Source organism: Tamaricihabitans halophyticus (assembly GCF_004340875.1).
Lineage (GTDB): Bacteria > Actinomycetota > Actinomycetes > Mycobacteriales > Pseudonocardiaceae > Tamaricihabitans > Tamaricihabitans halophyticus.
Genome location: NZ_SLXQ01000001.1, coordinates 1363972 through 1378228, shown reverse-complemented (window position 1 = coordinate 1378228; position 14257 = coordinate 1363972). Strand labels below are relative to the sequence as shown.

The following is a 14257-nucleotide window of genomic DNA, read 5'->3' as shown; positions in this document are numbered from 1 at the left end:
AACCCGACGAAACGGAATGCGGCGGGCGCAAACCGCCCGAACAGCGCAGTACGAGCCTAGCGCCTGGACGGACCCGGACCGGCAGCGGCATGTCGATCTTCGACGGCCAGCCCGTGGGATCCGCTACCCCTGCGCGAGGTCGGCGAAGCGGCTGTAGTGCAGCTGATGGGCGACGGTCACCGTGCTGGTCGGCCCGGCACGATGCTTGGCAAGGATCAGATCGGCCTCGCCGGAGCGTGGATCGTCCAGTTCGAAGGCGTCCGGCCGGTGTACCAGCAGCACGATATCGGCGTCCTGCTCAAGCGAACCCGATTCACGCAGGTCGGCGAGCATCGGTCGTTTGTCGGTGCGCTGTTCCGGCCCTCGGTTCAGCTGGCTGATCGCGATCACCGGGACTTCGAGTTCCTTGGCGAGTAGCTTCAGCTGCCTGGAGAACTCGGAAACTTCCTGCTGCCTTGACTCCACCCGCTTACCCGAGGTCATCAGCTGCATATAGTCCACCACGATCAGCTGTAGATCGTGCCGCTGCTTGAGCCGCCGGGCCTTGGCGCGGATCTCCATCATCGTCATATTCGGTGAGTCATCGACGAACAGCGGTGCCTCGCTGATCTCGCTCATCCGCCTGGCCAACCTGGTCCAGTCATCATCGGACATCCGGCCACCGCGCATGTCCTGCAAGCGGATCTTCGCCTCCGCGGAGAGCATGCGCATCACGATCTCCGTGCGACTCATCTCCAGCGAGAAGATCACGCTGCTCATGCCGTGCGTGATCGAACACGACCGAGCGAAGTCCAGCCCAAGGGTCGACTTACCGATACCCGGCCGGGCGGCGATGATGATCATCTGGCCGGCGTGCAGGCCGTTGGTGACGCCATCCAGATCCATGAACCCGGTCGGCACGCCCTGCGACTGCCCGCCCCGCGAGGCAATCGCGTCGATCTCGTCCATCGTGGGCTGCAGCAGCTCTTCGAGCGCGAGGTAGTCCTCGCTGGTGCGCCGCTCGGTAACCTCGTAGATGGCCGCCTGCGCCCGGTCCACTACCTCGTTGATATCGCTGCCGTCACCCGCGGCGTAGCCGGACTGCACGATCTTCGTGCCGGCCTCGACCAACCGCCGCAGCACCGCCTTCTCCGCGACGATCTCCGCGTAGTAGCCGGCATTCGCGGCCGTGGGCACGGTGGCGATCAGGGTATGCAGATACGGTGCACCGCCGACCCGGCCAAGTTCGCCGCGCCGCTCTAGCTCAGCGGAAACGGTAACCGGGTCGGCAGGTTCACCGCGACCATAAAGGTCGAGCACGACGTCGTAGACGGCCTGGTGTGCTGGGCGGTAGAAGTCACCTGGCCGGAGGACTTCCACGACGTCGGCGATCGCGTCCTTGGAGAGCATCATCCCGCCGAGCACGGACTGCTCGGCGGTGAGGTCCTGAGGTGGCTGCCGGTCGAAACCGCCGCCCTGCCGATCGCCGTTCGCCTCCGCGGGTCGAGCGAAACTCCGATCGTCCGTCACCGCCACCGCGCCGGACCTCCTCCCCATGTTCGAACGCCTGTTCGATCTTATCAGTTGTCGCTGGCTCCCGCGGGCATTTCCGGCGGGTGTTTCCAAGGTGTCGGCGAGCAATTTCGTCACATGCCGATCGGCCCGTGCCGGTCTCGCCGACGGGACGTTAGATCGCTCGTCCGGAGCAGCGCAAATGGGACTGGGGACGGTCTTGTGGATAACTTGTTGATGGCTTGGGGCAACTAACCACAAGCGCTTCTGAAGCTGGGGACAACTTGGGGATGGAGCGATATGCCGACAGTAAAATCGCAGTTCAGGCTCTGTGTATAGGCTGTGGAAGAAAATACTTCTGGCCGCGCCGGCGTGTCGGCCAAACTCGACCGGCTGGGCGTGTCGAAAGTGTGTCTACCCAGAGTTGTCCCCAAGCGATCAACGCTGCCCGATCGAGTAGTCAAGGCATCGTTCGAAGTAAGCCGACCGGGGCGATATGCGGAGTTTCGTCGACCACATGTGCATCGACCGAATGGACCGGTGGCTCGACTATGCGTCGAGTCGCCGAGCAAGTGGCACATAACGGTGGAACACAACAGGGCGCCGCCCGCCAAGCTTGGCGAACGGCGCCCTGAAGGGTGCTGCTACTACTGCGGCAGTGCGGTGACCTGAAGTTCCAGGTTCACGGTCACCTCTGGGTGTAGCCGTGCGGCGAACTTGTGCTTGCCCACCGTTTTGATGTGCCCCGGGATGTCAATGCTGCGCTTGTCCAGCAGCGGACCGCCCGCGGCCTTGATCGCGCTCGCCACGTCGTTGGTGGTCACCGAGCCGAACAGCTTGCCGCTGTTGCTGGCCGCCTTCTTGCTCAGCGGAACACCGCCGAGGCCTTCCAGCTGGGCCTTGACTTCCCTGGCGTGGTCGAGATCGCGGATCCGCCGCGTTTCCTGCGCCCTGCGGATCGTGGCGACCTGACGCTCTGCCCCCTTGGTCGCCACGATGGCGAACCCACGGGGCAGTAGGTAGTTACGGCCGTAGCCGTCCTTGACCTCGACAATGTCTCCGGGACCGCCGAGGCCGCTCACATCGGTAGTGAGGATGAGCTTCATATCGTGTTCTCCGATCAGCCCGAAACGTCGGCTCAGCGAGCGGTGGAGGTGTACGGAAGGAGCGCCATCTCGCGCGCGTTCTTCACCGCGACCGCGACATCCCGCTGGTGCTGGCTGCAGTTACCGGTCACCCGGCGAGCGCGGATCTTGCCGCGGTCCGAGATGTACTTGCGCAGCAGCGTGGTGTCCTTGTAGTCGATATCCGCGCTGATGTCCTTGCAGAATGCGCAAACCTTCTTCTTCGGCTTGCGAATCGGTGGCTTGGCCACTGTTTAACTCCTGTGGAACGTGTGTTGTGGTCTGGGGTTAGGGCGCGATCAGAACGGCGGCTCGTCGTTGAAGCCCCCGCCACCGCCGGCTGGCGGGGCCGAGCTCCACGGGTCGTCGGCAGGGGCGGCGCCACCGCCACCTCCACCGCCGAAGCCGCCGCTACCGCCGCCACGGCTGACCTTGTTCACCTTGGCTGTGGCGTAGCGCAAGCTCGGGCCGATCTCGTCAACCTCGAGTTCGACAACGGTGCGCTTCTCGCCTTCCTTGGTTTCGAAGGAGCGCTGGCGCAGCCTGCCCTGTACGACGACGCGGGTTCCCCTGGTCAGGGATTCGGCGACGTTCTCGGCCGCCTGCCGCCAGATATTGCAGCGCAGGAACAGTGCCTCGCCGTCCTTCCACTCGCCGGACTGGCGGTCGAAGGTGCGCGGCGTGGACGCGACCGTGAAGTTCGCGACCGCCGCACCAGACGGAGTGAATCGCAGCTCGGGGTCGGCGGTGAGGTTGCCGACCACGGTGATGATCGTTTCGCCTGCCATCAGTTAGGCCTCAGCGACGCGCGCCCGCGCGCTTCGGGTCACGCCGTACCACCTTGGTGCGCAGCACGGTCTCGTTCAGCGAAAGCTGCCGGTCAAGCTCCTTGACCGTGGCCGGCTCCGAGTTCAAGTCGACGACGGCGTAGATGCCTTCGGCGTGCTTGTTGATCTCGTAGGAAAGCCGGCGCCTGCCCCAGACGTCCACCTTTTCCACGTCGCCGCCTTCCTGGCGGATCACGTTCAGGTGCTTCTCCAGCGACGGTGCGACGTTGCGCTCGTCCAGGCTGGGCTCGAGGATGACCATTACCTCGTAATGACGCATGAAGACCACTCACCTCCTATGGGCTGTACGGCCGCGGTCCATCCGCGACAGGAGGGTCAACCGGTCAAGGCTACCAACCGTGGCTGGCGTCTCAGCGCGCCGCCCCGGATTGTGTTGTTCAGCCGGCGGTGCGGCGCAGTACCCAGGTTCGGACCAGGCCGGCGAGTACGCCGGTCAGCAGCAGTGCGCCGAGTAGCACTGGAAGCGTCACGTTGTTCTCGGTCGGTGCCTGGACCGCCTGCGCCTGTCCCGCGTTACGCACGCTTTCCTTGTCCTGCCCGTTGCCGTTGCCCTCCTCGCCGAGGATGCCGAACTCGGGCGCGAAACCGGGCACCTGCCCGCCGTAGCGGACGCCAGGCGAGGGCGCGTACAGACCGGCGCTGTCGAACGGCAGCGAGCTGTAGTCGGTCATCGGTGAGTAACCGAAGCTCGCGGTGAAGTCCTGCAGGCCCTGCGCGTCCAGGCCCTCGCTGAGCCCGCCGTCCGGCGTGGGCAGCACCGGCCGCAGCGAGTCCTGGCCGGGTGGCTGGTTCGGGCCAGGCTGGTTTGGCCCCGGGTTCTCCGGCGCCGGCTGGTTCGGGCCGGGTCCACTTTCCTGCGGTGGGTCGATCGCGTTCAGCCCCTGCTCGGCCACATCGCCGAGGGGCTTGGTTACTGGACTTGCGGCGCTCTGCACCGGCTTGGCCGCGGTGTTCACCACGTCCGTGGTGACGTTGCAGACGCCGCCAACCAGGCCGCGCAGCCCGTTGACCAGATCGCCGACGATCGGAATCGGCGAGGTCAGGCCGCCGAGCCCGTCAACGATCTCGGCCACCGGCAGGCCAATGGTGCGGTTGCCGTCCTGGACGGTGCCGAGCGCGACGGTGCCGAGCGAACCGGGCTCCTTGCCCATCGCGGCGCCGACGTCCAGCGCAATCGGCTGACCGGGCTTGCCCTGCACCGTGGCACCGCATTCGCCGACGATGATCGGCGCCGGCGCGGCCATGGCTGTTCCGCCCGAGGTCACCAGCACCGGGATGCCTGCGGCAAGGAACCCGACCGCGCCCGCGGCGATGGCCCTACGTGCTCTGCGCATACCTAATTCCCCTCGACCTGCGGTCAGCCAGTCCAGTTATCCATGGCAGATCCAGCTACCCGTGACTGACAGGTATAACGAGCCTACTGAAGTGTAGTGACGCAGAATACCGAGCGCATCCGATTCGGGTTAGATACCTATTACGCTTAGCTGTTATGCAGATCGGTGCGCATGTCAAAGATGGTGATCCGGTCGGCGCCGCGCGCGAACGAGCGGCGGATGCGGTGCAGTTCTTTCTCGCCGATCCGCAGAGCTGGCAGGCACCGAAACCGCATCCGCAGGCCGAGGAGCTGCTTGCGGGTGATCTCGCGGTGTTCATCCATTCGCCGTACATGATCAACGTTGCCTCGCTGAACAATCGGATTCGCATTCCCAGCCGAAAGCTGGTGATTCAGCACGCGGAAGGCGCGGCGACGGTTGGCGCGCGTGGTCTGGTGGTGCACGGCGGGCATGTGCGCCAGGGCGAGGACCCCGAAGCCGGCGTGACGAACTGGCGGAAACTTTTCGAGCGCCAGCATGCCGAGGGCGGATTCGCGGTGCCCATTCTGATCGAAAACACCGCTGGCGGGGATTTCGCGATGGCCAGGTTCGTCGATCAGCTGGACAGGTTATGGGACGCGGTCGGCGAGTTCGGCGCCGGATTCTGCCTGGACACCTGCCACGCTTTCGCCGCGGGCGAGCAGCTGATCGATGTGGTCGACCGGGTTCGGGCGATCACCGGACGGATCGACCTGGTGCATCTGAACAACTCCCGCGATGAGTTCGGCTCAGGGCGCGACCGGCATGCGAACGTGGTTGGCAGTTCGGCCGCGACGATCGATCCGCAGCTGTTGGCCGAGGTACTCCGCAAGGCAAACGCGCCGGCCGTGGTGGAAACTCCGCCGGATGGCCAGGCAGCCGATATCGCCTTTCTTCGCGAGGCAGTGGCGGGTTGACCGCAGGCCCGGTCGGTACCGCCGCGAGCCCCGGTCGGGCACGCCTTGGCCGCTGGGTTCTTGCGGTAGTCGTGCTGCTCTGCGGCCTCACACTGGCCGCCGGTTTCCTGAACAAGAACCGGTGCACCGGCCCGTGGTTCGACGATCAGGGGCGCTCCCAGCCGGACTATCAGCTGCGCAGCTGGGCGCAGGTCTGTTATTCGGACATCCAGTACCTATGGCTTGGCAGGGAAGTGAACGAGCACGTCTTCCCTTACGTGCATGGCGATATCACCGCCGACGGTGAGCTGACCGGCGGTGCCGTGGAGTACCCGGTGCTCACCGGCATGCTGATCTGGCTCGGCGCCACCTTCGCGCAAACCGATGCGGGCTTCCTACTCGGCTCCACGTTGCTGCTCGCTCCGTTCGGTCTGCTGGTTGCCTGGCTACTCGGCAAGCTGTCCCGCTGGCGAGCGCTGGTGTGGGCGCTCGGTCCGCCGCTGGTGCTCTACGCCTTCCACAACTGGGATCTGCCCGCGGTCGCCTGTGTCGTCGGTGCGGTCTTTCTGCTTTACCGGTTGCCGCGGCCACTCGAGCAACGTGCCAGCTGGGCGGCGGTATTGCTCGGGCTCGGGTTCGCGGTGAAGGTGTACCCGCTGCTCGGCGTGTTACCGCTGGCGCTGTACGTGCTCACCGGGGGGCGGGCCGGCGCCGAGCTGGCGCGCGGGAACCGGCTGCGGCCCGCGCTGCGCGTAGTCGGTGCCGCGGTCGGCACCGTGGTGCTGGTGAACCTGCCGTTCGCGCTGGCCGGATTTGCCGGCTGGCGGGCGTCGTTCGTGTTCCAGTTTGCCCGCGAAGCCGATGTGACCTCGAATTCACTGTGGTACTGGGCATTTCGGCCGGATTCGGAAGCCACGAACGAGTTCTATCCGACGTTGGTCGGAGTGCTCTCGCCCGTGCTGATGGTGGCCGCGTTCGCGCTGGCCTGCCTGCTTGGCTGGCGCCGATCGCTGGCCACCGGTAGTTACCCGTGGCTGCCGGTGTTCGCGGCGATGCTCTGTGCGTTCCTGCTGCTGCACAAGGTGCATTCGCCGCAGTACGCGCTCTGGCTGCTGCCCATGTTCGTGCTGTTGCGGGTGCACTGGGGCTGGATAGCGAGCTATCTCGTCGCGGATCTCGCGATGGGGATCGGTGTGTTCCGCTGGTTTTATCTGTTGCAGGACGGCACCGGCTTCGGCATTTCGGACGGGTTTGCCGCGCAGGCCGTGATGATCGGCGTATGGGGGCGGGCGGCTTTGCTGGTGGCGCTGTTCCTGGTGTTTCTGCGCGCGCAACCCACTTTCGCCGAGCAACCGCCGCTACCCAGGCATATTGCCGGGTCCAAGACTGGCGGGCGCGGTGGGTCGGAGCCGGCCCATTAACATGCCTGTGGGGTTTCCGGCTTTGCTACAGGTTTGGATGCGGTGATGATCTCTCGGCGTGGCTTGTTCGCCGCGGGCATGGCGGTCACGGCGGGTGCGGTGGTCACCTCGTGCACACCATGGGAAAAGGCGGCTGAGGGCGAGGAACGCCCGGGGGGTTTGCCGGATGGTTGGGTGGCGAGCTGGGGCGCACCTGCCGGCGGGCCGGAGCCGGACACCAGCAAGGGGTACCCGTTCAAGTCGATCCGTAACCTGTTGCAGATCAGCCTCGGCGGCAGCGCGGTACGGGTCCGGATGTCCAATTTGTACGGTAAAGATCCGCTCGAGCTCAAACATGTGACCGTCGCCATCCAGGCGGAGCCGAACTCCCCGGAAGCGCGGCCGGAATCCATGCGCACGGCGACTTTCGATGGTGCCCAGGCGGTGGTGATCCAGCCGGGCACCGAGGTGTGGAGCGACAAGGTCGACCTCGAGCTGCCGCATAACGCGAACCTGCTGGTCACCACCTATGCCACCGGTGGTTCCGGACCGGTCAGCTACCACCCGATGGCCGTCCAGTTCAACTACATGGCCGAGGGCAAGGATTTCGCGGATGATCCGCGCGCCGATCGGTTCACCGAGCAGAACTCCTGGTGGCGCTACGTCACCGAGGTCGCGGTGTACGCGCCGCAGGCCGCTGGCGCGGTCGCCACCTTCGGCGGGTCGAGCACCGATGGCGCCGGTTCGACCATGGGCGGCAACGCTCGTTGGCCGGACTACCTCGGCCGGCGGCTGATCGACATGGCGCCGAAGCAGCAGATGGGCGTGTACAACGCGGGAGTGAGCGCGAACCGGCTGCTGGTCGACTCGAACAACTACGGGCATGAGGGGGCGGGGAAGGTCGGCCTCGAGCGGCTACAGCGCGATGTGATCGACCGTGCGGGAGTGCGCACGCTGATCGTCGCGCACGGGTTGAACGACCTGCAGCAGCCGCCCAAGGTGCCGAATACCGCTCAGCGCGTGATCGAGCAGTTCACCCGGATCGTGTCGCGCTGTCACGACAACGACATCCGGGTAGTTGGCACCACGATCACCCCGTTCAAGTACTGGGGTACGCACAACCCGGAAACCGAGCGGGAACGTCAGGAAATCAACGAATTCGTGCTACACGGCGGGGTGTTCGACGCGGTCGCCGATTTCGACAAGGCGATTCTGGATCCGAATGACCCACTCGCCATGCGGCCGGAATTCGACTTCGGCGACCATATGCACTGCAACGACGCCGGTTATCGAGCGATGGCCGACGCGATCAACCTCGAGCGCCTGACCTAACCGGTTGATCTGACGCGCCGGAGGTCGAGCCGGAAGGCATCCGGCGCGCCGTCGAGTACCCCACCTGTCGGGTCGCTCGGCGCCGCGGCGGCGCGGCTGTGCCTGCCGATCCAGCGGTCCTCGGTCCTCGCGCGCAGCAGATCCTCGGTCGGCCGGTAGATCTCGTAGACGATCAGCGCGCAGAGTCCAACTACCGCGAGGTCGCGGACCAGCACGGTGCTCAGGAACCATTCCGCGGGCAGGCCCTTGTTGTCCACGCCGAGGTACATCATCATGCGCGGTACCCAGACCAGCGCGTCCAGCAGCATCCAGCCGAGCAGGATGCGCCAGCGGGGCAAGGCAAGTACCGCGAGCGGTACCAACCACAGCGAGTACTGCGGGCTCCATACCTTGTTCGTCAGCAGGAAGGCGGCAAGTACCAGGAAGCCGAGTTGGGCAAGCCGGGGCCGGGTGGGTGCGGAAAGGCCGATGAATCCGATGGCCGCGCAGCAGGCGAGGAAAAGTACGGCGCTGATCGTGTTCAGCAGTACCGGGCTTTCCCCGGTGCCTAGCTCCCCGTCGAAACCGGCCCAGCCGGTGAGCCCGGAGATCACGTTGTAGATCGAGTCGGGGTCGGCTGGTCGCTCGGCGTTCAGCCGGAAGAACTCTCGCCAGCCGGCCGGGTACAGCAGGGCAATTGGCAGGTTCACCACGATCCAGGTGGCCAGCGCGGTGCCCGCGGTGCGGCCGAACTCGCGTAGTTTCCCCGCGCGCAGACACAGGATCAGTAATGGGCCGAGCAGGAACAGTGGATACAGTTTGGCCGCCGCGCCGAGTCCGAGCAGCAAACCGGCGGTATAGCTGCGTTTTCGCGACCAGGCGAGTACCGCCGCGGCGGCAAGCGCGCAGGCAATAGTGTCGAAGTTGGTGAAGGCGTGCACCAGGACCAGCGGGGAGAGCGCGACCAGCGCGGCATCCCATGGTCGTCGAGGGTTGCTGCGGGCTACCGCCCATACCGTGGCCAGCCACGCAAGGCCGAGCCAGAACGCGGTGATGTTGAAGTAGATGGCGACCGGCAGGGCGCCGGGCAACCAGCCGGCCTGCGCGCCGGAGAGCCAGGCATCGGTGAGTTTCGCGTTGACCCACTGGAAAAGGCCGGTGAGTACCGGGTACTCCATGTACCGGTCCTGGCTGACGCCGTCGTGCGTCTCCACCCATTTCGTCTTGTACGGGAAGGCGCCCTGGTCCAGTTTCTCCGCACTGTACAGCGGGATCACATCGGAGTAGCACATCGCGACGTACTGCCGTTCGGAGCGCCAATCCAGCTCGGCCTGGCCCTGCGCGTTGGTGAACTCCTGGATGCAGCTGGCTTTGCCGAACCAGCTGAGCATCAGGGTGAGCATGCACAGCAGTAGGCCGACGCGCAGCGGTGTCCAGAACCACTGCCTGCCGATGGTGGCGTGCTCGCCGACCGGTCCGCCGATTGGCGCGCTTGCCGCACGGACCAGCGGCTCCTGTTTGCTCGGTAGCACGCGATCCTGCTCGTCCAGCGAAACCGCCGGTTCTGCCGCCTCGGTTGGTTGCTCGCTGGACACGGCGGGGATGCTACGCGGGCGTGGGTTAGCCGGCGGTTACCGGCCGCTTGGCAGCGTGGCGAGCTTGTCGCTGAGCCATTTGGGTGAGCCCGGCGCGATGTTCAGGGTGCGCGTCTTGCGTGCGCGAGCCTGTCCGTCCCCGGTGAAGAAGCTGAGCACCCTGCCGTTCACGGTGTCGATGTAGTCCAGTTTGTCCTCGACCTGGTGGCGGTTTCCCTGCTGGTCGCGGATGGCGGCATACAGCGCGCCGCCGCCGGAGCGGCGGAGTTTGAACAGGTCTTCCAGCTGGCGCAGTTCGATGGCCTGGGCGGATCGGGGGCGGTCCAGCAGCGAGCCTTGGTTGGCGGTGGCGCCCACGGAGGCGAGATCGGCCTCGTTCACGGCGAACGGCCGGATATCCGCGGGGTTCACCTTGGGCAGCAGGGTGACCAGCTGCCCGGCGAGCTCGCCGGGGTTTTCCACCTTGCCGGGCTTCAGCCAGACCTGTTCACCGGTCCGGGTGGCCAGCAGCGCCTCCTTGCCGACCGATGCGGCGAGCACCGCGAAGTTCGACTGCTCGTGTTGTACCCAGCCGAAGAACTCCACGCGTGCGTTGGCGAGCAGGCCGAGGGTGTCCTGGAAGTCTGGCTGTAACCGAGTCCCGTCCAGCAGGCCGAGCTGGTGCAGCTCGTCGTCCAGTGCCTGCATCGCGCCCGCGCGGTTCTCCAGCGGGAAGTACCGGTCCCCGCCGGCGAAAACGAGGTGCGGCCGTTGCCTGGTTTCCCTGCGATACACCATGAGAAAGGTGAGCAGGTCGAGCGTTAGCTCCCCGTGCGCCATCCCGCCCCCGTCGGACTGTGCTGGAAATTGTGCGCCCCGATCCGCGGGACCTCGCCGGTCACTCGCCGATGACCGGCGGCGCGGTCAGCTGGTCGGTGCCGAATACGCCTTCGGCGTCCGGCTCGACCAGGAAGGACGCGCGTTGGTGCTCCTCATCCTCGCCGCCCTGGCCGCGGCCGCCGCCCATGCCGCCGGCCATCGGCATGCCGCCGGCGCGTCCGCCAGCTGGTCCACCGGCTGCGAGGCCACCGGCTGCGAGGCCACCGCCGCCGGCCGCGCCGGCACCACCTGCACCGAGCGGGCCTGCACCGGTGCGTGCGCCCGCGCCGGGCTGTCCGGCACCCGCGCCACTGCCGGCTGAACCACCCGCACCCGCACCGGCACCAGCGCCGGTGCCGCCGCCAAGTCGGCCGCCGCCGAGTCCGCTGCCCGCGCCTGTGCCGATACCACTTCCGGTGCTGCTACCGCCGGCTCCGCCGCCGAAGCCGGTCCCGCCGCCAACCGGCCCGAAGCCCATACCGCCTGGCCCGCTGCCCGCGCCGGGATTTGCGCTCGCGGCCGGGTTGTAGCTAGGGCTGCCGGGCGGGGCGTAGCCGGCTGGGGTGGTGCTGCCCGGCACCGTGCTGCCGGGGCTGTCGCTGCCCGGTGTGGTGCCGATGCCGGGGTTACCTGGTGAGCTGCCTGGGGTGTTCCCGCTGAAGCCGCTGTAGCCGGGCGAGTTGCCGGTGCCCGGGTTGCCCGTGCCGGGGTTGCCGGTGCCCGGGTTCGAGCCGGGGTTGCCCATACCCGGCGGCGGGGTGTTGCTGCGGCCTTGATCGGGGTAGCCGCTACCGCCGTCCCTGTCCACCATTGAGATCTCGCCGCCGGGATCGCGTAGCTGACCGTATTCCGTTGGCAGGGTGTCCTGGCTGGAACTGCTGGTGCCTTCGTATTTCTCGAAGACCTGCATATTGTATTCGGCCTTGGCTTGGTAATCCGCCGCCTTTTGTGCGTGGTCGGTGGCGAACGGGAATACCTGATCGATGAAATTCGGTTCCGGCGGGTTCTCCGGGATCTGAATCACTGAGTTCTTGGTGTTGTCGAATACATCCCGCTGCATCGTATGAATACTCTGCGCTTTGCCGAGCTGGTTAGCGCCTTGCTGTGCCGATTCCGCCAGTGGCGCCGCGGCCCCTGCCGCGCCCGCACCAGCCTTGCCCTGCCAACCAGACTCGATTTCGGCCTTCAGCTGCTGAATCTTGCCAACCCGCTCACCCTCGCTGCTGGCGATCTCACTACCCATGCCCTCAGCTTCACCGAGTGAGCCGGCGCCTGGGCCGTTATGTACGCGATCGTAGATCTGGCTCGGTGTCATACTGAAAATTGGGCCGATAGTAGCGTTGAAAACGTCCTTCGGCGAATTCGAGACTGGCGATGACATCAGGATCCCCCCTGCATCGTGTTGATCATCATTTCGGCGACTCCCTGTGCAGCAACACAAGGATCGCGCTGGCCTACGGTTGCATCGGATATCTTCACGCCGATGCTGAGCCAGAGTTGGTCGGTGGCGCCGACAGCGAGGGTGCAGTAGCCCTTTTCGTGTTCGCCCTCAACGGCGTCGTAGGCGACCACCGGATGCCCTTCGATGGCGGGGAGCTCTTCGAATACGGGGTTGGTGTCCCTGTTCGCGTAGACGTCGCTGATTCCGTGGTTGCCGGCTGTCACAAACACAATGGATGCTCTGGACTGCGCTTCGCTATTTCGCCAGATGCAATTCGGTCCGGCTTCGGCATCATCTGGTTCGCCTGGCTCATCGAGAACGAGTTCCTGTAGCTGTGCTGAGGTCAGCGTGTTGCACGGGTCCTGCTGGAACTTGGTGGTGTCCAGTGGGTTCTCCACCTTGGGGGCACCGCCGGGCGCTGTCCCGTTCTCGCTGGGAGAGCTATTGGTTGGCGAGCTTTCGGTCGCGGCCGGAGTGGCCTCGCCGGTTTCAGTGTCGGAACAGCCGACGAGCAGCGCGCTGGCGGCCAGGAGTGCGGGTAGCAGTGTCCACGTGCGCATGGTTACAGCGGGCCGCCCTTATCGTCCTGGCCGCGCATCTCACGGGCTGCCTCGTCCTCGGTCTCGACGTACTCGCCGAGGGCCTCCGCGCATTTACGTGCTTGCGCTCGGCAATAGTTCCGGCGTTCGATCAGCGAGTCGATGACCTTCTGTCCAGCTGCATTGGCCGCCAGGGCATAACGGGCACTGACGTACTCGTCGCCAGGTCCTTCGATCTGCGTGAGCGGTCCTGCACGTAGGACGTCCGCGTCATAGTCCTCTGCGAGGTCTTCCCAGCGTTTTTTGATGGAGCGGAGTTGTTCTTCGGTGTATTCGAAGCGGCCGCCGCCTTCGCCACCGCCGCTCCCCTGGTTCACGACCGCGCCGAGTGCGTTCATCGCACCCACGCCGATCGCCCCTGCGCCGACAGCGGCGCCTACCGTGGGCGCGGCACCCGCGGCGGCGCCCAGCGCGGCAGTCTCCGGGTTCGGGCCTGGCTGGCTCATGTTCCCCTCCTCGCGACATGAGTTGCACGTATCGGGCACGTGCGGTCACGACCGTAACACCGGGCGCGATCCGGTGTGCTCGGTTTCCGAGGATTCCGCGGAAACCGCTACGGGTGAGTGACTCGTCCCTTTTCGTATATCGGACGGCCCGGGCGCCTGTCTAGGTTCCCTCGGATTGACCGGCGTATCGAGCGTCACGTATCTGCCGATCGGTCGAGCGGTAACTCCGCTCCGTGGCGGAGCGTTACTGACCGCTGCGCATAGTCTCGATCATCATCTCGGCGACTCGTTGTGCCGATTCGCATGGATCGTCTTGGCCGATATTTGCACGGGACACTCTCACGCTAATACTTAAGAAGAGCTCGTCGGTAGCGCCGACGGCAAGGGTGCAGTAACCCCTTTCGATTTCACCCTTAACTGAGCCGTAGGCCACTACCGGGTGGCCCTCAATGGCGGGGAGCTCTTCAAAAACAGCGTTGTTTTCCCGGTTGGCATAAACATCGCTGATCCCATTATTGCCAGCTGTTACGAAGGCAATGGACGCCATGGACCGCGCTTCGTTGTTGCGCCAGAAGCAGTTCGGGCCGGCGGAGTCGTTCTCGCTGGGTTTGCCCTGATCGAGGGCGAGTTCCTGTAGTTGTGCCGAGCTCAGCGAGCTACACGGGTCCTGCTGGTAGGCGCTGGTATCCAGCGGGTTCTCCACCTTGGGCGCGCCGTCTTCCGTGGAGCCATCGGCGGAAGAGCTCTCCGGCGCGGGCGCGGCTTCGCCGGATTCGGCTTCGGTGCAGCCGGCAACCACGCCAACGGCGAGCACTACCGGCAGGATCCACTCACGCATCGACGGCATCGATAAACCTGACTGGTCGCTGGGCTGTTACGGACGGTCAGCACCGTAA

The 14257-nt window shown here is 65.8% G+C and carries 15 protein-coding genes; 3 read left to right on the top strand and 12 right to left on the bottom strand.

Going from position 1 to position 14257, the window contains the following annotated elements:
- Window positions 1–123: 123 nt before the first annotated feature.
- The 6 genes from dnaB to EV191_RS06640 all read right to left on the bottom strand — a co-directional run bounded on the left by dnaB (window position 124) and on the right by EV191_RS06640 (window position 4797).
- Window positions 124–1515, bottom strand: a complete 1392-nt coding sequence (gene dnaB, locus EV191_RS06665; RefSeq protein ID WP_132875870.1) for a replicative DNA helicase — start codon at window positions 1513–1515, stop codon at window positions 124–126.
- A 623-nt stretch (window positions 1516–2138) separates the two neighbouring features.
- On the bottom strand, window positions 2139–2597 hold the full coding sequence (gene rplI, locus EV191_RS06660; protein WP_132875869.1) for a 50S ribosomal protein L9: 459 nt from the start codon (window positions 2595–2597) through the stop codon (window positions 2139–2141).
- Window positions 2598–2629: 32 nt separating this feature from the next.
- On the bottom strand, window positions 2630–2866 hold the full coding sequence (gene rpsR, locus EV191_RS06655) for a 30S ribosomal protein S18 (protein WP_132875868.1): 237 nt from the start codon (window positions 2864–2866) through the stop codon (window positions 2630–2632).
- Between the two features lie 48 nt (window positions 2867–2914).
- The gene (locus EV191_RS06650) at window positions 2915–3403 is read right to left on the bottom strand and encodes a single-stranded DNA-binding protein (protein WP_132875867.1); all 489 of its coding nucleotides are present in this window, start codon (window positions 3401–3403) and stop codon (window positions 2915–2917) included.
- 10 nt (window positions 3404–3413) lie between these two features.
- Window positions 3414–3722 (bottom strand): 30S ribosomal protein S6, encoded by a 309-nt coding sequence (rpsF, locus tag EV191_RS06645; protein ID WP_132875866.1) that lies wholly within the window; start codon window positions 3720–3722, stop codon window positions 3414–3416.
- 118 nt (window positions 3723–3840) lie between these two features.
- Window positions 3841–4797, bottom strand: a complete 957-nt coding sequence (locus EV191_RS06640; RefSeq protein WP_132875865.1) for a hypothetical protein — start codon at window positions 4795–4797, stop codon at window positions 3841–3843.
- 155 nt (window positions 4798–4952) lie between these two features.
- Here EV191_RS06640 and EV191_RS06635 point away from each other — a divergent pair, with 155 nt between their 5' ends.
- The 3 genes from EV191_RS06635 to EV191_RS06625 are packed head-to-tail and all read left to right on the top strand — an operon-like array spanning window position 4953 to window position 8443.
- Window positions 4953–5732 (top strand): deoxyribonuclease IV, encoded by a 780-nt coding sequence (locus EV191_RS06635; RefSeq protein ID WP_132875864.1) that lies wholly within the window; start codon window positions 4953–4955, stop codon window positions 5730–5732.
- Window positions 5729–7132, top strand: a complete 1404-nt coding sequence (locus EV191_RS06630) for a glycosyltransferase family 87 protein (protein ID WP_243658776.1) — start codon at window positions 5729–5731, stop codon at window positions 7130–7132. Before EV191_RS06635 ends, EV191_RS06630 begins: the two co-directional genes overlap by 4 nt.
- 45 nt (window positions 7133–7177) lie before the next feature.
- Window positions 7178–8443 (top strand): SGNH/GDSL hydrolase family protein, encoded by a 1266-nt coding sequence (locus EV191_RS06625; RefSeq protein ID WP_132875863.1) that lies wholly within the window; start codon window positions 7178–7180, stop codon window positions 8441–8443.
- On the opposite strand, the gene EV191_RS06620 is transcribed toward EV191_RS06625, so the two are convergent.
- The 6 genes from EV191_RS06620 to EV191_RS06595 form a co-directional block, all read right to left on the bottom strand.
- Entirely contained in the window at window positions 8440–10017 is a 1578-nt protein-coding gene (locus EV191_RS06620; RefSeq protein ID WP_132875862.1) for a glycosyltransferase family 87 protein, read from the bottom strand. The two genes, EV191_RS06625 and EV191_RS06620, sit on opposite strands and share 4 nt — an antisense overlap.
- A 36-nt stretch (window positions 10018–10053) precedes the next feature.
- Window positions 10054–10836, bottom strand: coding sequence for an ESX secretion-associated protein EspG (locus tag EV191_RS06615; protein WP_132875861.1), 783 nt, complete (start codon window positions 10834–10836; stop codon window positions 10054–10056).
- A 58-nt stretch (window positions 10837–10894) separates the two neighbouring features.
- Window positions 10895–12190, bottom strand: coding sequence for a hypothetical protein (locus EV191_RS30810; RefSeq protein ID WP_165912842.1), 1296 nt, complete (start codon window positions 12188–12190; stop codon window positions 10895–10897).
- 65 nt (window positions 12191–12255) lie between these two features.
- Window positions 12256–12876 (bottom strand): DUF3558 domain-containing protein, encoded by a 621-nt coding sequence (locus EV191_RS06605; RefSeq protein ID WP_132875859.1) that lies wholly within the window; start codon window positions 12874–12876, stop codon window positions 12256–12258.
- 2 nt (window positions 12877–12878) lie between these two features.
- Window positions 12879–13361 carry a hypothetical protein gene (locus EV191_RS06600; RefSeq protein WP_132875858.1) on the bottom strand — a complete coding sequence of 161 codons (483 nt, stop codon included), beginning with the start codon at window positions 13359–13361 and terminating at the stop codon, window positions 12879–12881.
- 244 nt (window positions 13362–13605) lie between these two features.
- On the bottom strand, window positions 13606–14199 hold the full coding sequence (locus EV191_RS06595) for a DUF3558 domain-containing protein (RefSeq protein WP_165912841.1): 594 nt from the start codon (window positions 14197–14199) through the stop codon (window positions 13606–13608).
- Window positions 14200–14257: the final 58 nt, after the last annotated feature.